Origin of the sequence: Blastococcus colisei (assembly GCF_006717095.1) — a bacterium.
GTDB classification, from domain to species: Bacteria; Actinomycetota; Actinomycetes; order Mycobacteriales; family Geodermatophilaceae; genus Blastococcus_B; species Blastococcus_B colisei.
This window is the reverse complement of record NZ_VFQE01000001.1, coordinates 772,063-794,237: the sequence shown is the minus strand read 5'-3', so window position 1 is coordinate 794,237 and position 22,175 is coordinate 772,063. Positions and strand designations below refer to the sequence as shown.

General features: G+C 73.6%; 22 protein-coding genes. 7 read left to right on the top strand and 15 right to left on the bottom strand.

The features are described from left to right. Position 1 precedes the first annotated feature (1 nt). Positions 2–1,516, bottom strand: a complete 1,515-nt coding sequence (gene guaB, locus FHU33_RS03840) for an IMP dehydrogenase (protein ID WP_142024165.1) — start codon at positions 1,514–1,516, stop codon at positions 2–4. Positions 1,517–1,650: 134 nt separating this feature from the next. Here guaB and FHU33_RS03835 point away from each other — a divergent pair, with 134 nt between their 5' ends. Next, positions 1,651–2,049 (top strand): DUF5319 family protein, encoded by a 399-nt coding sequence (locus tag FHU33_RS03835; RefSeq protein ID WP_142024164.1) that lies wholly within the window; start codon positions 1,651–1,653, stop codon positions 2,047–2,049. A 92-nt stretch (positions 2,050–2,141) separates the two neighbouring features. On the opposite strand, the gene FHU33_RS03830 is transcribed toward FHU33_RS03835, so the two are convergent. Further along, a complete protein-coding gene (locus FHU33_RS03830) occupies positions 2,142–2,867 on the bottom strand; it encodes a response regulator transcription factor (protein WP_142024163.1) in 726 nt (241 codons plus the stop codon). A gap of 348 nt (positions 2,868–3,215) precedes the next feature. Here FHU33_RS03830 and FHU33_RS03825 point away from each other — a divergent pair, with 348 nt between their 5' ends. Continuing rightward, a complete protein-coding gene (locus FHU33_RS03825) occupies positions 3,216–3,515 on the top strand; it encodes a WhiB family transcriptional regulator (RefSeq protein ID WP_142024162.1) in 300 nt (99 codons plus the stop codon). Positions 3,516–3,642: 127 nt separating this feature from the next. Here FHU33_RS03825 and FHU33_RS03820 read toward each other — a convergent pair whose 3' ends face one another. From FHU33_RS03820 to groES, 3 genes are all read right to left on the bottom strand, one after another. Continuing rightward, positions 3,643–5,382 (bottom strand): IS1182 family transposase, encoded by a 1,740-nt coding sequence (locus FHU33_RS03820; protein WP_142024161.1) that lies wholly within the window; start codon positions 5,380–5,382, stop codon positions 3,643–3,645. Positions 5,383–5,562: 180 nt separating this feature from the next. Beyond that, a complete protein-coding gene (gene groL / locus FHU33_RS03815; RefSeq protein WP_142024160.1) occupies positions 5,563–7,206 on the bottom strand; it encodes a chaperonin GroEL in 1,644 nt (547 codons plus the stop codon). A 108-nt stretch (positions 7,207–7,314) separates the two neighbouring features. Then, on the bottom strand, positions 7,315–7,623 hold the full coding sequence (gene groES / locus FHU33_RS03810) for a co-chaperone GroES (protein WP_092194970.1): 309 nt from the start codon (positions 7,621–7,623) through the stop codon (positions 7,315–7,317). 210 nt (positions 7,624–7,833) lie between these two features. Here groES and FHU33_RS03805 point away from each other — a divergent pair, with 210 nt between their 5' ends. Beyond that, positions 7,834–9,063, top strand: a complete 1,230-nt coding sequence (locus FHU33_RS03805; protein WP_246063245.1) for a class I SAM-dependent methyltransferase — start codon at positions 7,834–7,836, stop codon at positions 9,061–9,063. A gap of 73 nt (positions 9,064–9,136) precedes the next feature. Here the strand turns inward: FHU33_RS03805 and tsaD are convergent, their stop codons facing one another. Genes tsaD through tsaB form a run of 3 tightly spaced genes read right to left on the bottom strand, consistent with a single transcriptional unit; the run spans position 9,137 to position 11,323 of the window. Further along, entirely contained in the window at positions 9,137–10,180 is a 1,044-nt protein-coding gene (gene tsaD, locus FHU33_RS03800; protein WP_211354993.1) for a tRNA (adenosine(37)-N6)-threonylcarbamoyltransferase complex transferase subunit TsaD, read from the bottom strand. Beyond that, complete coding sequence (gene rimI / locus FHU33_RS03795; RefSeq protein WP_246063244.1) at positions 10,173–10,667, bottom strand: ribosomal protein S18-alanine N-acetyltransferase; 495 nt, start codon at positions 10,665–10,667, stop codon at positions 10,173–10,175. The genes tsaD and rimI overlap by 8 nt, the downstream gene beginning before the upstream one ends. A gap of 17 nt (positions 10,668–10,684) precedes the next feature. Further along, positions 10,685–11,323, bottom strand: a complete 639-nt coding sequence (gene tsaB, locus FHU33_RS03790; protein ID WP_142024158.1) for a tRNA (adenosine(37)-N6)-threonylcarbamoyltransferase complex dimerization subunit type 1 TsaB — start codon at positions 11,321–11,323, stop codon at positions 10,685–10,687. 86 nt (positions 11,324–11,409) lie between these two features. Here tsaB and FHU33_RS03785 point away from each other — a divergent pair, with 86 nt between their 5' ends. Together FHU33_RS03785 and FHU33_RS03780 are read left to right on the top strand one after the other, a co-directional pair. Then, positions 11,410–11,631 carry an antitoxin gene (locus tag FHU33_RS03785; RefSeq protein ID WP_142024157.1) on the top strand — a complete coding sequence of 74 codons (222 nt, stop codon included), beginning with the start codon at positions 11,410–11,412 and terminating at the stop codon, positions 11,629–11,631. A 6-nt stretch (positions 11,632–11,637) separates the two neighbouring features. Then, positions 11,638–12,054 (top strand): TA system VapC family ribonuclease toxin, encoded by a 417-nt coding sequence (locus tag FHU33_RS03780; RefSeq protein ID WP_142024156.1) that lies wholly within the window; start codon positions 11,638–11,640, stop codon positions 12,052–12,054. 84 nt (positions 12,055–12,138) lie between these two features. On the opposite strand, the gene tsaE is transcribed toward FHU33_RS03780, so the two are convergent. Together tsaE and FHU33_RS03770 are read right to left on the bottom strand one after the other, a co-directional pair. Further along, positions 12,139–12,591 carry a tRNA (adenosine(37)-N6)-threonylcarbamoyltransferase complex ATPase subunit type 1 TsaE gene (tsaE, locus tag FHU33_RS03775; RefSeq protein WP_142024155.1) on the bottom strand — a complete coding sequence of 151 codons (453 nt, stop codon included), beginning with the start codon at positions 12,589–12,591 and terminating at the stop codon, positions 12,139–12,141. Further along, complete coding sequence (locus FHU33_RS03770) at positions 12,588–13,172, bottom strand: uracil-DNA glycosylase (RefSeq protein ID WP_281281612.1); 585 nt, start codon at positions 13,170–13,172, stop codon at positions 12,588–12,590. The genes tsaE and FHU33_RS03770 overlap by 4 nt, the downstream gene beginning before the upstream one ends. Here FHU33_RS03770 and FHU33_RS03765 point away from each other — a divergent pair. Further along, positions 13,074–13,976: a TIGR04222 domain-containing membrane protein gene (locus tag FHU33_RS03765; protein WP_281281611.1), complete on the top strand. Its 903-nt coding sequence runs from the start codon at positions 13,074–13,076 to the stop codon at positions 13,974–13,976. The genes FHU33_RS03770 and FHU33_RS03765 overlap by 99 nt on opposite strands. Positions 13,977–13,981: 5 nt before the next feature. On the opposite strand, the gene FHU33_RS03760 is transcribed toward FHU33_RS03765, so the two are convergent. From FHU33_RS03760 to FHU33_RS03745, 4 genes are read right to left on the bottom strand one after another with little or no spacing between them, the layout of a single operon-like run. Then, the gene (locus FHU33_RS03760; RefSeq protein WP_142024152.1) at positions 13,982–15,145 is read right to left on the bottom strand and encodes an alpha/beta fold hydrolase; all 1,164 of its coding nucleotides are present in this window, start codon (positions 15,143–15,145) and stop codon (positions 13,982–13,984) included. Then, a complete protein-coding gene (gene alr, locus FHU33_RS03755) occupies positions 15,145–16,287 on the bottom strand; it encodes an alanine racemase (RefSeq protein ID WP_142024151.1) in 1,143 nt (380 codons plus the stop codon). The genes FHU33_RS03760 and alr overlap by 1 nt, the downstream gene beginning before the upstream one ends. Beyond that, positions 16,284–17,750, bottom strand: a complete 1,467-nt coding sequence (locus FHU33_RS03750) for an NAD(P)H-hydrate dehydratase (RefSeq protein WP_142024150.1) — start codon at positions 17,748–17,750, stop codon at positions 16,284–16,286. The genes alr and FHU33_RS03750 overlap by 4 nt, the downstream gene beginning before the upstream one ends. Further along, positions 17,747–18,142 (bottom strand): holo-ACP synthase, encoded by a 396-nt coding sequence (locus tag FHU33_RS03745; protein WP_142024149.1) that lies wholly within the window; start codon positions 18,140–18,142, stop codon positions 17,747–17,749. Before FHU33_RS03745 ends, FHU33_RS03750 begins: the two co-directional genes overlap by 4 nt. Positions 18,143–18,244: 102 nt before the next feature. On the opposite strand from FHU33_RS03745, the gene FHU33_RS03740 reads away from it, so the two are divergent. After that, positions 18,245–20,107 carry a GAF domain-containing SpoIIE family protein phosphatase gene (locus tag FHU33_RS03740; protein ID WP_170182307.1) on the top strand — a complete coding sequence of 621 codons (1,863 nt, stop codon included), beginning with the start codon at positions 18,245–18,247 and terminating at the stop codon, positions 20,105–20,107. 17 nt (positions 20,108–20,124) lie between these two features. Here FHU33_RS03740 and glmS read toward each other — a convergent pair whose 3' ends face one another. Further along, a complete protein-coding gene (gene glmS / locus FHU33_RS03735; RefSeq protein ID WP_142024147.1) occupies positions 20,125–22,002 on the bottom strand; it encodes a glutamine--fructose-6-phosphate transaminase (isomerizing) in 1,878 nt (625 codons plus the stop codon). Between the last annotated feature and the right edge of the window lie 173 nt (positions 22,003–22,175).

Genomic DNA, 22,175 nt, shown 5'->3' with positions numbered 1-22,175 from the left:
GTCAGCGGCCCCGGTAGTTCGGCGCTTCGACGGTCATCTGGATGTCATGGGGGTGGCTCTCCACCAGCCCCGCCGAGGTGATCCGGGTCAGCTGTCCGCGCTCCTTGAGGTCGGCGACCGTGGCCGCACCGGCGTAGCCCATCGAGGCCCGCAGGCCACCGACGAGCTGGTGGGCGACGCCCGAGAGCGCCCCGCGGTAGGGCACCTGGCCCTCGATGCCCTCCGGGACGAGCTTGTCGTCGGAGAGGACGTCGTCGGCGAAGTAGCGGTCGCGGCTGAACGACTGGTTGCCGCGCTTCTGCATCGCGCCCAGCGAGCCCATCCCGCGGTAGGTCTTGTACTGCTTGCCGTTCATGAAGACCAGCTCACCCGGGGCCTCCTCGACGCCGGCGAACAGTCCGCCGATCATGACCGTGTCGGCGCCGGCGACCAGCGCCTTGGCGATGTCACCGGAGTACTGCAGGCCGCCGTCGGCGATGACCGGGACGCCGGCCGGGCCGGCCGCCAGCCAGGCCTCGTGGATCGCACTGACCTGGGGGACGCCGACGCCGGCGACCACGCGGGTCGTGCAGATCGAGCCGGGGCCGACGCCGACCTTGACCGCGTCCGCCCCGGCGTCGATGAGCGCCTGCGCACCCGCGCGGGTGGCGATGTTCCCGCCGACGACCTCGACGCCGTTCTCGCCGCCGAAGTCCTTCTTGACCCGCGCGACCATGTCGAGGACCGCGCGCTGGTGGCCGTGGGCGGTGTCGACCACGAGCACGTCCACGCCGGCCTCGACCAGGAGACCGGCGCGCTTGTAGGCGTCCTCACCGACACCCAGGGCGGCACCGACGACCAGTCGGCCGTCGGCGTCCTTGGTGGCGTCGGGGAACTGATCGCGCTTGACGAAGTCCTTGACCGTGATCAGCCCGCGGAGGCGGCCGGAGGCGTCGACGAGGGGCAGCTTCTCGATCTTGTGCTCGCGGAGCAGGGCCAGCGCGGTGTCGGCATCGACGCCCACCGGCGCGGTCACCAGCGGCATCGGCGTCATCACGTCGCGCACGAGGCGGTTCTGGTCGGTCTCGAAGCGCATGTCGCGGTTGGTCACGATGCCGACGAGGACGCCGTCGCCGTCGACGACCGGGGCGCCGGAGATGCGGTAGCGGGCCGAGAGCGCGTCGACCTCGGCGAGGGTGTTGTCCGGCGAGCAGGTGACCGGGTTGGTGACCATGCCGGCCTCGGAGCGCTTCACGAGGTCGGCGTGACCGGCCTGCTCCTCGGCGGAGAGGTTCCGGTGCAGGACGCCCATGCCGCCGACCCGCGCCATGGCGATCGCCATCCTGGCCTCGGTGACGGTGTCCATGGCGCTGGAGAGCAGCGGCACGGCCAGCCGGATGCGACGCGTGACCAGGCTGCTGGTGTCGACCTCGGTGGGCACGATGTCCGACGCCCCCGGGATCAGCAGGACGTCGTCGTAGGTCAGCCCGAGCGGGGCGAACTTCGCCGGCAGCTCGGGCACGGAGTCGGCGTGCATGTGCGCGGCCACCCTTCGCGGATCGGGTCCAACTGCGGTCGGCGCCCTCGCCGGGCGCGGGAGGACCACACCCGATCGTAGGCGGCGGCCGGAAGGGGCGGTGTTCTGCGTGCTCGGCCGTTACCGTGGGAGGCGTGACTCCGTTCGACGACGCCTCCGGTCCCGACTACGGGCCCCTCGACCCGGCGGGCCAGCCCCCGCTGACCATGGAGGAGCGTGCCGGTGTCCTCGACGACCTCGCCGAGCTCGAGGTGTTCCGCACGCTGCTCGAGCCGACGGGCATCAAGGGCATCGTCGTCGACTGCCCCGACTGCGACGAGGAGCACCACGTCGACTGGGCGCTGATGCAGGCCAACCTGCGCCAGCTGCTGGACGAGGGGCAGACCGGCCGGCACGAGCCGCCGTTCGACCCGAACCCCGACGACTACGTCAGCTGGGACTACGCCAGCGGTTACGCCGACGGGGTGGCGGCGACCGCCGAGCACGAGGAACCGACCGGCCGGCACGGCGGCCGCCACGCCCGCGACGACTGAGCGGCGCGCATGGCGCCGAGATGCGTACGAGGGCGGTCATCCGGCATCGGACAACCGCCCTCATTCGCATCTCGGCAGGAAAGCCGCTCCGCTCAGGTCATGATGCCGCGGCGGAAGCCCGTCGCGACGGCCTCGGCGCGGTCCTTGGCGCCCAGCTTGCGGAACAGCCGGCGCGCATGGGTCTTGATCGTGTCCTCGGACAGGTAGAGCTCCCGGCCGATCTGGGCGTTGCTCTTGCCCTGGCTCATGCCGGTGAGCACCTGCATCTCCCGCATCGACAGGCTCGCCTGCGGCGTGGCCTCCCGGACGGTGGAACGCACCGTGGTCGGCGTCGACCCGTTCAGCGGAGCGGCGACGCTCCACGCGGGCACACCGTTCGAGTGCCCGGCGCCGACCTGCTGCGGGATGCGGCCACCGTCGGCACGCAGCCCCACGCGGGACAGGCCCAGGCCCATCTCGATGGGGCTGGCGTCCCAACGGAGGTAGCCGCGGGCACCGAAGGCGACGGCGGCACGGACGCTCTCCGAGTCGTCGGGGGCACCGAGGACCAGCACCGGCAGCCCGGGGTGGGCACGCAGCGCCTGGGTGGCGGCGCTCAGCCCGGTGTCGACGGCCCGCTGGGTGCCGACGATCAGCACGTCGGGCGACCGGGTGGCCAGCCGGGACATGAGGGAGGCGGCGTCGGCCACCACCTCGACCCGGCCGACGAAGGGCAGTGCCACCAGGCGTGAGGCGACGTCGTCCCGGACCCGCCGGCGCTCGTCGTACACCCAGACAGTGGCGCCGTTGACCGGCCCACGCATCCTGTCGTCGATCACGCCTTGCTCCTCGCTCCCCCCGGACGGCTCGCGACCGGGCCCGAACCGGCCGGGGGACACCCGGCCGGCGTCGCGCGGGTAGCGGCTCCTTCCCTGGAACCACTGCCCCTGCGCTGGTCGCGGCTCGGTTCCGGGATGGATCGACCTCCGGAACCGACGCGTCCAGAACCCACCTTGATCGACACGATCGGGCTACGACAGCGGCCCTCACCCCGGGGGGTGAGGGCCGGTGACGGAGAACATCGGGCGAAAAGTTGCGATCACGACGTGTTTGACCATGCGGGGCCAAGGGCACCGGCCCCTTGCAGCCGGACAGCCCCCTCCGGCTCATCGAGCCCTGGAGGAGACATGGCCGACATTCGCAGACTCCCGACGCCGGTCGCGGAGGTCTGGGACTGGCAGCTCCACGGCGCCTGCCGTGGCGAGAACACGTCGCTCTTCTTCCACCCCGACGGTGAACGCGGCCCGGCCCGGGCTCGGCGGCAGAACGCCGCGAAGGCTGTCTGTGCGCGGTGCCCCGTCCTCGACGCCTGTCTGAAGCATGCGCTCGCGGTTCGCGAGCCGTACGGGGTCTGGGGCGGCATGAGCGAGGAGGAGCGGACCCGGCTGATCGCCGCGGAGCCCGCCGCCGTCGCCGCCGGGGTCTGAGACCCACACACACGCCGAGAGGGCGGGTTCCGGATCTTCCGGAACCCGCCCTCTTCGTGTTGCCGGGAGGTCCTACCTCACCGTGGCGGGTCCTCCCTCACCGTCGACGATCCTGCTGGCCAATTCGTCAGGCGGCCAGGGCGAGGTCGAGGCGGGTCAGGTGGCTGGTGCGGGTTCGGTCCAGAGGGTGTCCGTTCCAGTAGGCGCTCAGGCGGATCAGATTGAGCGCGACGGCGGAGAACACGTGTTGCAGCCTGGTTTTGGGCAGGCCGCGGTAGCGGGCGTAGCGCAGGTTGGTGACCGCCAGGCCTTGACCGATGGTGCCCTCGATGCCGGCTCGGGCGGCGTAGCGGGTTCGCCAGTCGAAGGTGCTCTGTTCGGCTCGGGCGGCCTGCTGGGCCTGGTAGACCTCGCGGGGTGGCACGGCGAGCTGGCGGCCGATCCCGTGGGACAGCGTCGAACGGGTGCACTGCTGTCGGACCGGGCAGGGGCGGCAGGTGTCGGCGGTGAATCCAATCTTGATCTTTTCGGTGCCGCGCTGGGCGCGGGTCGGGGTCCACCAGGTGCTGGTCTGACCCTGGGGGCAGCGGGCCTGCCGGGCGTCGAAGTCGAGGGTGAACGCGGTTCGGTCGTAGCCGGTCCCGTCGCGGGCCTGCCGGGACTGGTCGGCGCGCAGCGGACTGACCAGCGTGACGTCCCACCGGCGGGCGGTCTGGAGCACTGCTGCGACCGAGGGATAACCGGAATCGAGCAGATGCTCGCCGGGCAGCAGAGTCCGCTGCGCGAGCGTGGCATGGATCGGCTCGACCATCGCCGAGTCCGGCACCGACGCGTCGGTGGTGGTCACCGAGACGATGAGGTTCGGCCGCTGCCCGACCGTCTCCTCGGGCGGGTGCTGGGCCGGGTGCTGGGCTGGCGGGTCGCAGGTCTCGGTCAGGTGCACCTTGTAGCCGTTCCAGATCAGGTCTGCGCCCTTGGCCGCCCATCGGGCGTCAGGGTCATACGGCGAGCTGATCCGCACTCTGCCCGGCGGGAGACCGTCGGCCGCCTCCCGCATCCTGATCACCTCCCGCCCGCTGGTGTCGGTGCCGAGCACATAGTTCTGCACCAGCACCCGGCGCAGCACATCCACGGCGGGCAGCTCGCGCAGCCAGCCCGGTGCCTGCTCGGCGTACACCGCGCGCAGCAGCCTCAGCGCATCCCGGCCGAAGTCGCCGGCCAGGTCGGCCCGCTTGGCCTTGGAGGCCGGCAGCCGCCAGCTGTCGACCCGGGCGCCGTAGCGGTGCGCCCAGTCGGCGACGTCCACGACGCCGGCCAACCAGCCCGGTGCCGCCGCCGCCAGCGCCTCGACGGCCGCGCGCACGCTCTCCCCGGCCAGCTCCAGCCGGTTGAGGTCGCGCACCGCCGAGATCACGTGCGTGGAGTCGGTGCGCTGACGCCCGCGGGGGGTCACCAGCCCCTCGGCCTTCAACACCTCCAGCAGCAACTCCAACACGCGCTGCTCCAGGTTGTGCGCGAGCACCCGGGCTCGGAACTCCGCCAGCACCGAGGCGTCGAACCCCTCCTCATCCAGCCCCAGCCCCAACGCGTACTTCCACGAGATCTTGTCCCGCACCGCCTCGGCGGCCTGCCGATCGGTCAGGTTCTCAGCCATCTGCAACACCGTGATCAGCGCCAGCCGACCCGGTGACCACCCCGGCCGGCCGCGCACGCCGAACGCCTCGGTGAACTCTCGGTCCGGGAACAACTCACCGAGCCGATCCCGAATCGTCACCGGCAACGGCGACTCCCGCCGCCGATAGGCCGCTCGCACCGCGGCGGCCACCTCCGGTGCCGGCTCCGGCCATGACTGCGGCTGCACACACATCAGCACCACCCCACGGCCGGGAGAACGGGGGAAGACCGGCCGCCGGACCATCAAACCCCGGCCACCTGGCAACACAACACGCCAACCAAGATCACTAGGCCGCGCTGAATTGGCCAGCAGGATCGTCGACGACGAGGGAGGACCCGTGATGTTCAGGTCACCTGATCGTCGGTGAGGAGGTCAGTGCGAGTGGCCGTGCCCACCGTGCGAGTGACCGTGGGTGTGGTGCCCGCCGCCGTGCTCGTGCTCCTCCTCGGGCTTCTCCACGACCGCCGAGTCGGTGGTCAGCACCATCGCCGCGATGGACGCGGCGTTGCCGAGCGCGGCCTTCGTCACCTTGACCGGGTCGATGACGCCCTGGGCGGCCAGGTCGCCGAACTCGCCGGTGGCAGCGTTGAAGCCCTGACCGTCGCCGAGGTCGCGCACCTTGCTGACGACGACGCGACCCTCGAACCCGGCGTTCTCCGCGATCCGCGCGAGCGGGGCGTCCAGCGCCGAGCGCACGGCGCGGGCGCCGGTCAGCTCGTCACCGGTGAGGTCGAGGGCGTCGATCGCGGACGCGGTGTGCACCAGCGCCGAGCCACCGCCGGGGATGACCCCCTCCTCGACCGCCGCGCGGGTGGCCGCGATGGCGTCCTCGATGCGGTGCTTGCGCTCCTTGAGCTCCACCTCGGTGGCCGCGCCGACGCGGATGATCCCGATGCCGCCGGCCAGCTTGGCGAGGCGCTCCTGGAGCTTCTCGCGGTCCCAGTCGGAGTCGGTGGCGTCGATCTCGCGGCGGATCTGCGCGACGCGGTCGCCGATGGCCTCGGATGTACCGCCGCCGTCGACGATCGTCGTCGCGTCCTTGGTGACGGTGACCCGGCGGGCGGTGCCGAGCACCTCGAGGCCGACGGAGTCCAGCGACAGACCGACGTCCTCGCTGACGACCTGGCCGCCGGTGACGATCGCCAGGTCGGTCATGAAGGCCTTGCGCCGGTCGCCGAAGAAGGGCGACTTCACCGCGACGACCTTGATGGTCTTGCGGATGGAGTTGACGACGAGGGTCGACAGCGCCTCACCCTCGACGTCCTCGGCGACGATCAGCAGCGGACGGCCGCCGGTCGAGAGCACCTTCTCCAGCAGCGGCAGCAGGTCGGCGAGCGCGCCGACCTTGCCGCTGACCAGCAGGACGAGGGCGTCCTCGAGGACGGCCTCCATCGCCTCGGAGTCGGTGACGAAGTACGGCGAGAGGTACCCCTTGTCGAACTGGACACCCTCGGTGACGTCCAGGTCGGTGGACATCGTGTTGCTCTCCTCGACGGTGATCACACCGTCCTTGCCGACCCGCTCCATCGCCTCGCCGATCAGCTCGCCGACCTCGGGGTCCTGGGCGGAGATGGTGGCGACCCCGGCGATGGCCTTGCGGTCGTCGACCGGGATGGCCACCTTGTCGAGTGCGGCGTGCACGGCGTCGACCGCGGCGCGCATGCCCCGGCCGAGCGCCATCGGGTTGGCGCCGGCGGCGACGTTGCGCATGCCCTCGTGCACCAGGGCCTGGGCGAGCACGGTGGCGGTCGTCGTGCCGTCACCGGCGACGTCGTTGGTCTTGGTGGCGACGTTCTTCGCCAGCTGGGCGCCGAGGTTCTCGTACGGGTCGTCGAGGTCGATCTCGCGGGCGATGGTCACGCCGTCGTTGGTGATCGTCGGGGCGCCGAACTTCTTGTCGATGACGACGTTGCGCCCGCGCGGGCCCAGGGTCACCTTGACCGCGTCGGCGAGCTTGTCGACGCCGCGCTCGAGGGAGCGCCGGGCGTCCTCGTTGAACTTGATGATCTTGGCCATGCCGGACCTCTCGTAGAGGGAGTGCAGTGAAAGACGACCGCCCCGGGACCCGGTGTTCGGGTCGCCGGGGCGGTCGGGTGAGCGCTAGGGCTCAGTGCTGAGGAGAGGTCACTTCTCCACGACGGCGAGCAGGTCGCGAGCGGAGAGCACGAGGTACTCCTCGCCGCTGTACTTGACCTCGGTGCCGCCGTACTTGGAGTAGATGACCACGTCGCCCACGTTCACGTCGAGCGGGACGCGGTTGCCGTTGTCGTCGATGCGGCCGGGGCCGACGGCGACGACGGTGCCCTCCTGGGGCTTCTCCTTGGCGGTGTCCGGGATGACCAGACCGGAGGCGGTGGTGGTCTCGGCCTCGTTGGCCTGGACCACGACCCGGTCCTCCAGCGGCTTGATGCTGACCTTGGTAGCGGTCGTCACGTCGGTGACGCCCCCTTCGGTGTCGGACGGCTGGTGGATGGTGGTGCGTGCTGCTGATGCTGTGGCACGGGATCCGGGCACCCGCCGTCGCGGGGGTCGGGCGCCAGCCCGTGTCGGTTGGCACTCTACCCACGAGAGTGCCAACGCCTCAACCGGGTCCCCGAGGTGGGTGACGGCGGGACCGGCCGGCCCGTGCGCCACCCTGTGCAGGTGGACCGGGAGCCCGAGGAGCAGGCCGTCGAGACGGTGCGCCAACTGCTGGCCCTGGCCACGCCGGAGGGCGCAGCAGCGCTGTCGCGGGCGGCGACGCTGCTGGCCGGCGGGATGGATGCGGTGTCCGCGCTGACCCGCCTGCGCGCCGAGGTGGGCACGGACCTGGCCGGACCGGCGTGGGGCGTCGCGCGTCAGCGGGAGAAGGCGCGGTCGACGTTCGGGCCCGACGCCGACCGGTTGCTGTTCACCGGCGACACCCTCGAGCAGGCCGGCCGGCCCGCGCTCGCCGACCGTCGCGCCGCGCGACTGCTGGCCGAGGGCGCGGAGCCGGTGGCCGACCTGGGCTGCGCGGCGGGCACCGACACGATCGCGCTGGCCCGGGCCGGCGCCCGGGTGGTCGCCGTCGACCGCGACCCGGTGGCCCGGGAGCTGACCCGGCTGAACACCACAGCGCTGGGGCTGACCGGGGTCGAGGTCGTCGACGCCGACGTCGTCGACCTGGTGGCCGCCGCGACCGACGGGAAGGTGGCCGGCTGCCGGGCCGCCGTCCTGGACCCCGCCCGCCGCGCCGGGGGACGACGGCAGCTTGATCCCGACCGCTGGTCTCCGCCGTGGTCGACCGTCACCGCGCTGCTGGACCGTGTGCCCGCCGCCGTCGTGAAGGTGGCACCCGGGCTCGACCACGACCGCGTGCCCGACGGCATCGAGGCCGAATGGGTCTCCACCGGCGGCTCGATCGTCGAGGCACTGCTGTGGGGCCGCGGCGTCTCGACCACCTGGCGGCGAGCGACCCTCCTGCGCGACGGCCGCCTCTCCGAGGTGACGGCCGACGCCGAACCCGGCCCCGCGCCCGTCGGGCCGGTCCGCGGCTGGCTGCACGAACCCGATCCCGCGCTGATCCGGTCCGGGCTGATGTCGCTGGTCGCCGCAGACGCGACGCTCGTGGACCCGACGATCGCCTACCTGACCTCCGACGGACCGTCGGGCTCCCCGTGGCTGAGCTCCTACCGGGTGGCCGACGTCCTGCCGTTCAACCTCAAGAAGCTCAAGGCTCACCTGCGCGCCCGCGGCATCGGACGGGTCGTCGTCAAGAAGCGCGGCTCACCGATCGAGCCGGAGACGCTGGCCCGCCGGCTGAGGGGGCCGGGGAGCGGTTCCGCCGTCGTCGTGGTCACCCGGGTGGCCGGAGCGCCGACCGTGCTGGTCTGCGATCCACTCAGCGCGTGAAGAAGGACCCCGTTCTTCCTCACCCCTCGCAGGCTCGGGGCGAGCCTCTGAACGGGGCCGCCCCAATCGTCTTTCAGCGACTCACGGTTTCGATCGGCAGCGAGCTGTCCGCGCCGAGGTCCGGCGAGGAGGGCGCGACGCCGGCGGCCACCAGCCGGGAACCGAGGGCGGCCACCATGGCGCCGTTGTCGGTGCACAACCGCGGGCTGGGCACCCGGAGCACGATCCCCGCGGCCGCGCAGCGTTCCTCGGCCAGCGCCCGCAACCGCGAGTTGGCGGCCACCCCTCCCCCGAGCACGAGGTGGTCCACGCCGTGGTCGCGGCAGGCCCGCACCGCCTTGGCGGTGAGCACGTCGGCGACCGCCTCCTGGAAGGACGCCGCGACGTCGGCCACCGGCACCTCCTCCCCCGCTCGCTGCCGGGCCTCGATCCAGCGCGCCACCGCCGTCTTCAGGCCGGAGAAGGAGAAGTCGTAGGGCGCGTCCCGGGGGCCGGTGAGACCGCGCGGGAAGCCGATGGCGGTGGGGTCCCCCTCCTGCGCCGCCCGGTCGATCGGCGGCCCTCCCGGGAACGGCAGGCCGAGGACGCGGGCCACCTTGTCGAAGGCCTCCCCCGCGGCGTCGTCGACGGTGCGGCCGAGGGACTGCACCTCCTGCGCCAGGTCGGGGACGAGCAGCAACGAGCTGTGCCCGCCGGACACCAGCAGGGCGATCGACGGCTCGGCCAGCGGCCCGTGCTGCAGCTCGTCGACGGCGACGTGCGCGGCCAGGTGGTTGACCCCGTACAGCGGCTTGCTGAGCGCGAGCGCGTAGGCCTTGGCGGCGGCGACGCCGACCAGCAGCGCGCCGGTCAGCCCCGGCCCGGAGGTCACCGCGATCGCGTCGACGTCGTCGATCGTCGCGCCCGCGTCGGCCAGCGCCCGGTGCACCGTCGGGACCATCGCCTCCAGGTGCGCCCGGGACGCGATCTCGGGTACGACCCCGCCGAAGCGCTCGTGCTCAGCCATCGAGGTGGCCAGGGCGTCGGCGAGCAGGGTGTGCCCGCGGACCAGCCCGACGCCGGTCTCGTCGCAGGAGGTCTCGAACCCCAGGACCAGGGCCTCCCCGCGCTCAGCCACGTCCGCCTCCCACCCGGCTCAATGCCCGCACCCGCTTGCGCTTCATGACGACGGCGTCGGCCCCGCTGGGCTGGTAGTAGCCGCGCCGCCGGCCGATCTCGACGAACCCGCGACGCCGGTAGAGGTGCTGGGCCGTCTCGTTGTCCGCCCGCACCTCGAGCAGCACCACCGGACTGCGCTTGTCCGCCTCGGCCAGCAGCGCGTCGAGCAGCAGCGACCCGATCCCCTCGCCCTGCAGCGCCGTCGTGACGCCGAGGGTGGCCACGTGCGCCTCGTCGTCGTAGGCGATCAGTCCGCCGTAGCCGACCATGACCGGCGGCCCCTCGACCGGCTCGTCCTCGTCGCCGCTGACGTCGAACTCGGCCACCACGTAGTAGCGGGTGTCGCCGCGGGAGAGCTCGTCGCGGTACATGGCCTCGGTCCAGGTGTCCGGCGAGAAGAGCTCCTCCTCCAGTCGCATGACGCCGGGCAGGTCGTCGGTCGTCATCGGCCGCAGCGTGACTGTCATGCCTGCGACACCCCCTTGATGGCGGTCGGCGGGGTGGCGTCGGGGCGACGGAGGTAGAGCGGCCGCAGCGGCTCGGCCGACGACGGGTCGGCCAGCTGCGGCGCGGCCGCGCGCAGCAGACCCGCCGTCGTCACCTCGGCCGGCGTGACGTCGGCACCCAGCCGCGCGGCGAACGCCGGGTCGCCGACGAACGGGCCGGGCCGGCCCAGCTCCTCGGGGCGGACGACATCCGGACCGTCGGTGCGGGTGCCCTGGACGTCGTAGGCCGCCCAGTAGATCTCCTTGCGGCGGGCGTCGGTCACGACCGTCCGCTCCCCCGACCCGATCCCGTCCAGCGAACAGACCCCGATGACGGGGATGCCACGGGCGTCGGCCAGCGCCGCTGCGGTCACCACGCCGACCCGCAGGCCGGTGAACGGGCCGGGCCCGAGGCCGGTGACGACGGCGTCGACATCGCCCATCACACGGCCCGCGTCGGCCAGCACGCCCTGGATCGCCGGCGTCAACAGCTCGGCGTGCCGGTTGCCCGACGGCACCGCGCGTTCCGCGAGCACAGCCGTCCCGTTCTCCGGCGACCATCGCGCCAGGCCGGCCACGAGGGTCGGCGTCGCGGTGTCGAGGGCGAGGACGAGCACGTCCGCCGAGGGTAGTGCGGCTCCCCCGCGCCGATCCTCTCGACCTGCGACGATGCTGTGATGCGTTGATGCGTTAGCATCACCTCATGCGCACGACCCTGGACATCGACGACGACGTGGTCGCCGCGGCGCGCGAGCTGGCCGCCAGTGGACGCCGCTCGCTCGGTGCAGTCATCTCGGAGCTCGCCCGCCGCGGGCTGACCCCCGCCCGCGTCGAGAGCGAGGACGGGCTGCCAGTGATCCGGGTGCCGGCCGGTACGGCCCCGATCACGCCGGCGATGGTCGCCAGAGCCGTCGACGAGAGCTGACGGGCGATGGCGCTGCTGGACGTCAACGCGCTGGTTGCGCTGGCGTGGGACTCCCACGTCCACCACGTCGCGATCCGGAGCTGGTTCTCCACGAATGCCGCCGATGGCTGGGCCACGTGCCCCGTCACCGAGAGCGGCTTCGTGCGCGTCTCGTCCAACCGCACGGTGCTGCCGAGCGCACTCGGGACCGCAGCCGCGCGAGAGGTTCTGACGGGCCTGCGCAGCGCAGGCGTGCACCGGTTCCTGGCCGACGACGTATCGATGGTCGATGCCGACGTGCCCGCGACGGCCGGGCACCGCCAGGTGACCGATGCCCACTTGCTGACCCTCGCCCGCCGCCGAGGCGTCCGGTTGGTGACTTTCGATGCGGGGCTCGCTGCGCTGGCCGCCGGCCGGGACGTCGAGCTGCTCCGCGTCCTGTAGAGCCCATGCCGCAGCAACGGCTGCGTGCTCAGCACACGGGAAGGGCAACGGAGGGTCCGGACCGGCCGCCATGGGGCGTGGCGTTCAGGAGCCGCCGAGCCGGGCCTGCCAACCAGGACCGTGCGGCACCAGCACCGCCGTCCGGACGTCGTCGTCCCGCCGATCGAGGCGGACCTCGAGGTGCTCGTCGGTGAGCCGCTCGACCAGACCCAGCCCCCACTCCACGACGGTGACGGAGTCCGCGACCGTGACATCCAGGTCCAGGTCGTCGACGTCGGCGACGCTGCCCAGTCGGTAGGCGTCGACGTGCACGAGCGGCACGCGCCCGCCCCGGTGCACCCGCGAGATGACGAACGTCGGTGAGGTGACCGGCTCGCGCACGCCGAGGCCGGCGCCGATGCCCTGGGTGAGCGCGGTCTTCCCGGCACCCAGCGGCCCGACCAGGACGACGAGGTCACCGGGCGCCAGCACGCCCGCCAGTTCCCGCCCCAGCGCGTGGGTGTCCTCCGGCGTCGACAGGACGTGCTGGCGCCTCATGCCAACGTCCCGGCGACCGCCGTGAGATCGGCGAGCAGCCCCGCGCGCGGAGCTCCCTTCGGTCCGAACCGGATGGCCGCGGACGGGTGGTAGGTCGCCCAGACGGCGCGGCCGTCGACGTCGTGCGGCCGGGCACGCACCTGTGCCAGCACCGTCCGCGGGCCCAGGAACCACTTCGCGGACGAGAGCCCGAGCGCGACGACGACCGGCGGGTCGAGCAGCTCCAGCTGACGGCGCAGCCAGCCGCTGCAGCGCGCCACCTCGGGTGCCTTCGGTGTGCGGTTGCCCGGCGGCCGGCACTTCACGATGTTCAGGACGGCGGCCTCGGCCCTCGACAGACCCGCCTCGCCGAGCAACTGGTCCAGCAGCGCGCCGGACTTGCCCACGAAGGGCCGGCCGGTCTCGTCCTCCGTCGCGCCCGGAGCCTCGCCGACCAGGACGAACCGCGGCCGGCCACCGGCCGGGACGTCTCCGACGACGACGTGCTGCCGCGTGGCCGCGAGCTCGGGACAGGCGACGCACGGCCGGTTCACCTCGGCGAGCGCGGCCCAGTCGGGAGCCGCGGCGGCGACGCGGGCCACCTCGTCGGCGGTCGCGTCGAACCGGGGCGGTCGGGAGGCGGCCACCTCCGCACCCTAGCGAGGTGGGGAACAGCTCTTCCGGCGCCCGGCTCGGCGTGGGACCGTCGACGCAGGGCCTCTCGGAAAGGGCAGGCGGTCATGGCGGCACCCGGATCCACCCCGCACCTGGACCTCTACGACCTCGCCTTCCTCGCCGGCGGACCCGACCGGGTCGTCGACACCGCGGTGGTGGCCCTGGTCGAGTCCGGTCGCGTCCGGGTGCACGCCCCCGGGCGGCTCGCGGTCGTGGAGCCGGGCCGTCAGCACCCCATCGAAGCGGCCGTGATGGACGCCGTGGGCACCCACGGACACCGCTCGATCGACACCGTCCACTGGCGTGTGGCCGGCGACGTGCGGCTGACCGGCCGAGGACCGTCACTGGCCGCCGCGGGCCTCCTCCGACGCCGGCGGCGACTCGGCCGTCGGCACGCGAGACGCCCGACCTGGTCGGCGACCGGCTCGGGACGCCAGGCCCTGCTCCGGGCGATGGAGCGGCCTCCGACGGATCCCGCGCTGGACGGCGGCAGCGCGCTCCGGGTCGCGCTGCACGGCCGGCAGGCCATGCCAGACACGGGCCTGCGGGCGGCGATCTTCGATCGTCCCGCCGCGACGGTCGCCCCGGACGGCGCGGGAATCGGTCGTCGGCTGCGGAAGGCGGACCGGATCGACCTGTCCTGGGCCACGTTGGACGGAAGGGCTGCCATCGGCGGCGCCGCGGCCGGCGGGTTCATCGAGGGCGGCGCCGGCGACGGCGGAGGCTTCTGACCTCCTCAGCGGCCGGCCGGCGACCCGGCCCCGACCCTGCGGAGCAGGGCCGTCAACGCCTCGGTCACCTCGGCGGGCTTCTCCAGCAGCACCATGTGCCCGGCGTCGGGGACGACGACGAACTCCGCGTCCGGCAGCCGCTCCAGGATGAGCTCGCTGTGCTGCATCGGGATCATCGTGTCCCTGTCACCGGTGAGCACGAGCGTGGGGATGACACGGAGCGGCTCCAGCGACCCCGTCTCGTCCAGACCGGCCAGCGCCGGGTAGAACTCCGCGATTACGTCGACCGGGGTCCCCGCGATCATCGAGTCCACGTAGCGCACGAGCGCGGGGTCCACGTCGGCCGAGGCGAAGGACAGCGACCGGGTGGCCGCCGAGACCACGTCGGCGGCGAGCCGCCGGGTGCGCTCGGCGAGCACCGGTCGCCGGCGCATCGTCCAGGCCGCCACGGGGATCACCGCCGCGCGCACCCGGGTGAGCAGTTCCGGGAGCCCGAAGTCCAGATCGGCGAGCTGACCGCTCGACGTGGACAGCAGCGCCGCGCCGACGACCCTGGATCCGAACAGCTCCGGCCGCAGCGCGGCCAGGCCCATGATCGTCATCCCGCCCATCGAGTGGCCCACCAGGACGACCGGCCCGCGAGGCGCCCGTGTCTCGAGCACCCTGGCCAGGTCGCGCGCGAGCTGCTCGATCGTCGAGTGCTCGGGCGCCCCCCGACCGGAGGCCCCGTGGCCGCGCTGGTCGTAGAACACCAGCCGCGCGTCGGGGCGGTGGCCGTTCGCGGTGGCGAGCTCCGCCGCCAGGGTGCGCCGCTGGAACGTCCAGGAGGCCATCGAGAGCGTGTAGCCGTGCACGAACACCACGGTCAGCGGGGCGTCCGTGGGCCCGATCTCCTCGACGGCGAGCAGGACGCCGTCGTCGGCGTGGACGATGGCGGTCCGGTCGGCGACCCGCGAGTTCACACCGAGCGGATCGTCCTCGCGCAGCTGGGCCGCCGAGAGCTCGGCGATGTCCGCGACCGGCCCGAGCTCGGCGGCCCGCACGCGGCGTCCGGCGATGCGGGTGACGGCGACACCGACCGCCGTCCCCGCGGCCGCCAGGCCGACGACGGCCCCGACGATGCCGGCGGTGTACCCGCGGGAGTGCTTCGGCCGGTGCTCCCGGACCATCAGACCGCCCCTGCGGAGCCGACGTAGCGGCGGGTGAACCGGCCACCGATCCGGGTGACGAGCTCGTAGTGGATGGTGTCGACGGCGTCGGCCCACTGCTGCGCCGTCGGCTCGCCACGGTCGCCGGGACCCCACAGCACGACGTCGTCGCCGGGCCGCACCGCCGCGTTCCCGACGTCCAGGACGAACTGGTCCATGCAGACCCGGCCGGCGATGGTCCGGTGGGCGCCCGCGGCGAGCACCGGGGCGGAGTTGCCCGCTGCCCGCGGGACGCCGTCGGCGTACCCGACGGGGACCAGGGCCAGCGTGGTCTCCGTGTCCGGGAAGTACGTGTGCCCGTAGGAGACGCCCACGCCCGCGGGCACCCGCTTGGTCAGGGCGACCGAGGCCCGCACGGTCATGGCCGGCCGCAGCCCGTGTGCGGTCGGGTCGGGACCGCCGAGCGGGTCCAGGCCGTAGAGGGCGACGCCGGGGCGCACCATGTCGTACCAGGTGTCGGGCAGCGCGACCGTGGCGGCCGAGTTCGCGAGATGGAGCCGCGCGTCGGTCAGGCCGGCTCCCCGCGCGAGGGCGACGGCCTCCTCGAAGACCCGCACCTGGGCACCGATCGTCGGGTGCGTGGGCGCGTCCGCGTACGCCATGTGGCTCCACAGCCCGACCACCGTGATGTCGACGTCGGCCTGCGCGCGGGCGGCGGCGGCCACCACACCGGGCCAGTCCGCGGCGGTGGCGCCCTCCCGGGAGAGACCGGTGTCGACGAAGAGGTGGACGCGTGCGGGGGTGCCCGTCGCACGGGCGGCGGCGACCACCTCCTCCAGTGCCCACTCCGCGCTGACCGAGACCTCCACGTCGGCGCGCAGCGCCGCGGCGTAGTCGGCACCCGGCCCGTGCAGCCAGGCGAGGACCGGGGCGGTGACACCTCCGGCGCGCAGGGCCAGTGCCTCGTCGAGGACGGCGACGCCGAGGCAGTCCGCCCCTCCGGCGAGCACGGCTCGGGCGGCGGGCAGCAGGCCGTGGCCGTAGCCGTCGGCCTTGACCACCGCCATCAGCGGCCGGCCGACGCGCTCGCGCAGGACCGCGGTGTTGGCGGCGATCGCGTCGACGTCGACGACGATCTCGGCACGGGCGGCTGGATCGGTCACGCCTCCGAGTCTCCCAGGCCGACCGGCGCGAGCCCGTGCACCCGCCCGATCGCCTCGGGCAGCCGGCGCACCAGGTCCCCGGCGAGCAGTGGCCCCCGCCGGGCGGCCAGTTGCCCGGTGCGGCCGTGCACGTGGGCGGCGACCGCACCGGCCTCGACGGCGGGCAGGCCGGTGGCCAGCACGGCACCGGCGATGCCCGACAGCACGTCGCCGGTGCCGGCGGTGGCCAGCCACGGCGTCCCGGTGCCGTTGACGAACGCGGCCCCGCCGGCGTCGGCCACGACCGTGGCGTCGCCCTTGAGCAGCACGGCGCAGCCGAGCTCGGCGGCCAGGCGCCGGGCCGCGCCCACCCGGTCGGTACCCACCTCGCTCCCGAACCGGGCGAACTCCCGGTCGTGCGGCGTGAGCAGCGTGCCGGCACCGCGGTCGCGCACCAGCGCGGGCTGCTCGGCCAGCATCGTCAGGGCGTCGGCGTCCACGACCACGGGCAGATCGGTCGCGAGGACCTCGGCCAGCACGCTGCGGGCGGCGTCGTCGGTGCCCATCCCCGGCCCCACCACCCAGGCCTGCACGCGTCCCGCGTCGGCGGGCCGGCCGTCGGTGACGATCGCCTCGGGCCAGGCCGCGCGGACGCCGTCGGCCGCCGTGCCGGCGTAGCGGACCAGCCCGGGGCGCGTCCGCAGCGCGGCCCCGGTGCAGAGGACACCGGCCCCGGGATAGGCGGCCGAGCCGGCGACGATGCCGACGACGCCCTGCGAGTACTTGTCGTCCGATGCCGAGGGCGGTTCCAGACGCGCGGCCGCGTCGGCGTCGGTGAGCTGGTGGACCGTCGCCGCGGGAAGGTCCAGGCCGATGTCGACGAGGTGGACCTGGCCCGCCCAGCCCCGCCCCTCCCCCACGACCAGGCCCAGCTTGACCGCGCCGAAGGTGACCGTGTGCACCGCCGGGAAGGCGGAGCCGTCGACCGCGCCGGTGGCGGCGTCCACCCCGCTGGGGAGGTCCACGGCGACCGTGATCCCCGCGCCGCGCGCGGCCAGCGCGGCCAGCTCCGCCGCTGCAGGCCGCAGGCCACCGGAACCGCCGATGCCCAGCATGCCGTCCAGCACCAGGTCGGCGCGGGTGACGATCCGCTCGACAGCCGCGGCCCCCGCCGGGTGCACCCGCCCGCCCGCCCGGCGCAGCGCGGCCAGACCCGGACCGTGGACGCGGTCGACGTCCAGGAGGACAGCGGTGACCTGTGCCCCGCGTGCGGCGAGACGGGCACCGGCGAACAGCGCGTCCCCGCCGTTGTTGCCGGTGCCGACCAGCACCACCACCCGGCGCCCGTAGGTCTCCCCCAGCAGCCGCAGGCACACGGTCGCCAGGCCCGCCGCGGCGCGCTGCATCAGCGCGCCCGGCGGGGTCGCCGCCAGCAGGGGTTCCTCGGCGGCCCGGACCTCGGCGGCCGTGTACAGGCCCATCATGGGCGCTCCTGGCCCGCCCGCGGGAAGCCCTCGGCGACCACGACCGCCGAGGCGATCCCGCCGTCGTGGCTCAGGGAGACGTGCCAGGAGGAGACGCCCAGCTGTGCCGCGCGCCCGGCCACCGACCCGCGGACCTCCAGGTGGGGGCGGCCGTGCTCCCCCACGGTCACCTCGGCGTCGTGCCACAGCAGGTCACCCGGCGCACCGAGGGCCTTCGCCAGCGCCTCCTTGGCCGCGAACCGGGCAGCCAGCGACTCGCCGGTACGCCGGTTCCCGGACGGCGTGAGCTGCTCGGCCGCCGTGAAGAGCCGGTCCCGCAGACCCGGTGTCCGGCTGAGCGACTCGGCGAAGCGCTCGACCGGAACGACGTCGATGCCGACCCCGATGATCACCGGGCCAGTCTGCCCCGCCGATGCCCGGTCCGCGCCGTCGGCGGCATCTCCCACGTCAGGCACTATGGGTGCCACCACCCGAGGCGGCGATCGGAGGCATCGGTGCACGAGTACGTCCTCTCGTCCGATCGCCTGGCGGCCGTCGAGACGACCGGCCTGCTGGACACCGGGAGGGAGGAAGCGTTCGACCGGTTGGCGGCGCTCGCCCGGCAGCTTCTCCGTGCGCCGTTCGCCTTCCTCACCGTCGTGGACGAGCGGCGGTCGTTCTGGAAGGCCTGCCTGGGCATCGCCGAGGGCGGCCCCCGGGAGAACACGCTCGAGGAGTCCTTCTGCCAGTACGTCGTCGACAGCCGGGAGCCGCTGGTGCTGCCCGACGTCCGGGTGGACGAGCGCACGCGGAACAACCCGTCGATCGAATCGATGGGCGTCGTCGCGTGGGCCGGCTATCCGGTGCACGGCCCCGACGGCCATGTCCTGGGCACCCTGTGCGTGGTGGACACCGTCGTCCGGCAGTGGACCGACGACGAGGTCCGAATCCTCGGCGACCTGGCCGCGATCGCCACCCGCGAGGTGACGCTCCGGGCCGCCGCGGCCACGGCCGCCGAGGCCGCCCGCGTTGCGGAGCAGGCGACGGCCCAGGCCGAGAAGCAGCGAGCCCGCGCCGAACTGCTCGCCCGCATCGGTGAGCTCCTCGTCGCGGGGCTCGACCTGGACGCCGTGTGGCAGACGGTGGTCCGCCTCGCCGTTCCCGCGCTCGGTGACTACGCCTTCATCTACTCGATCCCCGGCGACGGCTCGGTCGTCCCGCGGGCCGTCCTGCACGGCGACCCTGTCCAGCAGCGGCTGCTGGAGGACTACGTGCACGTCCGGGAACGCCGGGTCGGCGAGACCCACGGGCCCGGCCGGGTCGCGGCCACCGGCCGGACGGAGGTCCTCACGGACCTGACCGCCTCCACCGAGGGGCTGACGCCGGAGCAGCAGGACGGGGTCCGCACCCTCCGCGCGGTCCACAGCGTCACCGTTCCGCTGCGGGCCCGCAACGAACTGATCGCCGCGCTGAGCGTCGTCCGGGTGGCCGGTTCCCCGGCCTACGACGACGGCGACGTCGAGCTGGTCGAGGCCATCGCCGGCCGCGCCGCGCTGGCCATCGACAACGCGCTCCTCTACGAGGGCGAGCGCGCGCTGTCCCTGCGCCTGCAGGAGTCCATGCTGCCCAGGATCGTGCCGCAGCCCAACCACCTGCAGATCACGTCCCGCTACCAGCCCGCCGGCAGTGCCCAGCTGGTCGGCGGCGACTGGTACGACTCCTACCTCGACGCGCGGGGCACCACCGCCCTCGTCATCGGGGACGTCGCCGGCCACGACATCGAGGCCGCTGCCGCCATGGGGCAGCTGCGCACGATGCTCCGGATGGCCGGGCACAGCGGCGATCAGCGGCCCTCCGACGTGTTGACCACCGTCGACGCCGCCACGCGCACGCTCGGGGTCTCGGTGTTCGCCACCGCCCTGCTCGCGCAGATCTCCCGGTACGACGACCGCGGTCCCGCACGGCATCGCCGGGTGACCTGGTCCTCGGCCGGCCACCTGCCGCCCGTGCTGGTCGTCCCGGACGGCGAGGTGTCCCTGCTCGACAGCCGACCCGACCGGGCGCTCGGACTCGACCTGGACGAGCCGGTGGACGGCCCGCCCCGCCGCGACCACGAGGTCGACCTGCCTCCCGCCGGGACGCTGCTGCTCTACACCGACGGGCTCGTCGAACGGCGGGCGGAGGACCTCGACAGCGGGCTGCACCGGCTGCTGGACGCCGTCCGAGAGCTCCGCGACCTCCCGCTCGAGCAGCTGTGCGACGCGCTGATCGGCCGGATGCAGCCAGAGATCAGCGACGACATCGCACTGATCGCCGTCCGGGCGCTCCGGGAGGACGCGCCGCGGACCGTCGGAGCGGGCCCCACCGTGCTGCCGTAGCGGTCACCCGCCGGGCCTCACTCGACGGTGACGCTCTTGGCCAGGTTGCGCGGCTGGTCGACGTCGTACCCGCGGGTGTCGGCGATCTCACAGGCCAGCACCTGCAGCGGCACGGTGGTGACGACCGGAGCCATCAGGGTCGGGGTGCGGGGGACGCGGATGAGGTGGTCGGCGTAGGGGACGACGTCCTCGTCGCCCTCCTCGGCGATCACGATGGTGCGCGCGCCGCGGGCCCGGACCTCCTGGATGTTGGAGACCACCTTGCCGTGCACCGACTCGCGGCTGCGCGGCGAGGGCACCACGACCACGACCGGTGTGCCCTGGTCGATGACCGCGATCGGGCCGTGCTTGAGCTCACCCGCCGCGAAGCCCTCGGCGTGGATGTAGGCCAGCTCCTTCAGCTTGAGGGCACCCTCCAGCGCGACGGGGTAACCGACGTGGCGGCCGAGGAACAGGATCGTGTTCGCATCGGCCAGGGAACGGCCCAGGGCCCGGACCTCCTCCATGCCGGTGAGCACCTCGGCCACGGCGTCGGGCAGGCGGCGCAGGTCCTCGACGATCGCGGCGACCTCGTCCTCGTACTTGATGCCGCGCACCTGGGCGAGGAAGAGACCGACCAGGTAGCAGGCGACGATCTGGCTGAGGAACGCCTTGGTGGAGGCGACGGCGATCTCCGGCCCGGCGCGGGTGTAGAGCACGGCGTCGGACTCGCGCGGGATGGTCGAACCGTTGGCGTTGCAGATGGCCAGCACCCGGGCCTTCTGGTCCCGGGCGTGCCGCAGAGCCATGAGCGTGTCCATCGTCTCGCCGGACTGGCTGATGACGATGACGAGCGTGGAGCGGTCGAGGACCGGGTCGCGGTAGCGGAACTCGCTGGCGACCTCGACCTCGACCGGGATGCGGGTCCAGTGCTCGATGGCGTACTTCGCGATCAGCCCGGCGTGGTAGGAGGTGCCGCAGGAGACCACGAAGATCTTGTCGATGTCGCGCAGCTCCTGGTCCGACAGGCGGACCTCGTCCAGCACCAGCTCACCGTTCTCGCCGAGCCGGCCCAGCAGGGTGTCGGCGATCGCCTGCGGCTGCTCGGCGATCTCCTTGAGCATGAACCAGTCGTAGCCGCCCTTCTCGGCGGCGGCGGCGTCCCAGTCCACCGTGTACGCCGTGGGCTCGGCCACCTCGCCGAAGAAGTCGGTGACGGTCAGGCCGCGGGTGCGGTCGATCTCGACGACCTGGTCCTGGCCCAGCTCGCGGGCCTCACGGGTGTGCCCGATGAACGCGGCGACGTCGGAGCCCAGGAAGTACTCGGCAGTGCCGTCGGCCGTCTGTCCGATGCCGACCACCAAGGGGCTGCTGCGCCGGGCGGCGACCAGGGTGTCGGGCTCGGCGACCGCCGTGGCCACCAGCGTGAAGGCGCCCTCGAGGCGGCGACAGACCGCGCGCATGGCGTCGGCCAGGCGTCCCTCTCCCTCCGGCTCTCCGGCGTAGGCGCGCGCCAGCAGATGGGCGGCGACCTCGGTGTCGGTCTCGGACCCGAACTCGACGCCGTCGTCCTCGAGCTCGCCGCGCAGCGCGGCGAAGTTCTCGATGATGCCGTTGTGGATCACCGCGACGGTGCCGTCCGCGGACAGGTGGGGGTGCGCGTTCCGGTCGGTCGGCCCCCCGTGCGTGGCCCACCGGGTGTGCCCGATGCCCACGGTGGCCGCGGGAAGCGGACGGTCGGCCAGGACCTTCTCCAGGTTCGCCAGCTTCCCGGCCTTCTTCGCCGTGCTCAGCTCACCGTCAGCGACGACCGCGATGCCGGCGGAGTCATAGCCCCGGTACTCGAGCCGCCGCAGTCCCTCCAGGACGACGTCCCGGGCGTCCTGCGGACCGACGTATCCCACAATGCCGCACATTGGTGCCAGAGTACCGGCGGGGGCGGACCAGTCCGTCCAGGACAGGGTGGCGCGGCCACGTGACCGCCGACCGCCGCCTCACGCGTCACGGTGCGCCCCGTCCGTCACTCCGACACTGTCGTCCTCCGGACGACACCGCGACCGACTGCCGTTCCCCGGCTGCGCGGAGCCCC

What these genes read in the sequence shown, in the direction of transcription:
- tsaE (WP_142024155.1), bottom strand. Translation starts at nt 12,591, where the DNA reads ATGAGGCGCCAGCACGTCCTGTCGACGCCGGAGGACACCCACGCGCTG.
- guaB (WP_142024165.1), bottom strand. Translation starts at nt 1,516, where the DNA reads ATGCACGCCGACTCCGTGCCCGAGCTGCCGGCGAAGTTCGCCCCGCTC.
- FHU33_RS03825 (WP_142024162.1), top strand. Translation starts at nt 3,216, where the DNA reads ATGGCCGACATTCGCAGACTCCCGACGCCGGTCGCGGAGGTCTGGGAC.
- rimI (WP_246063244.1), bottom strand. Translation starts at nt 10,667, where the DNA reads ATGACGACCGACGACCTGCCCGGCGTCATGCGACTGGAGGAGGAGCTC.
- FHU33_RS03760 (WP_142024152.1), bottom strand. Translation starts at nt 15,145, where the DNA reads ATGGTCCGGGAGCACCGGCCGAAGCACTCCCGCGGGTACACCGCCGGC.
- FHU33_RS03780 (WP_142024156.1), top strand. Translation starts at nt 11,638, where the DNA reads ATGGCGCTGCTGGACGTCAACGCGCTGGTTGCGCTGGCGTGGGACTCC.
- glmS (WP_142024147.1), bottom strand. Translation starts at nt 22,002, where the DNA reads ATGTGCGGCATTGTGGGATACGTCGGTCCGCAGGACGCCCGGGACGTC.
- groL (WP_142024160.1), bottom strand. Translation starts at nt 7,206, where the DNA reads ATGGCCAAGATCATCAAGTTCAACGAGGACGCCCGGCGCTCCCTCGAG.
- FHU33_RS03785 (WP_142024157.1), top strand. Translation starts at nt 11,410, where the DNA reads ATGCGCACGACCCTGGACATCGACGACGACGTGGTCGCCGCGGCGCGC.
- FHU33_RS03820 (WP_142024161.1), bottom strand. Translation starts at nt 5,382, where the DNA reads ATGTGTGTGCAGCCGCAGTCATGGCCGGAGCCGGCACCGGAGGTGGCC.
- FHU33_RS03750 (WP_142024150.1), bottom strand. Translation starts at nt 17,750, where the DNA reads ATGATGGGCCTGTACACGGCCGCCGAGGTCCGGGCCGCCGAGGAACCC.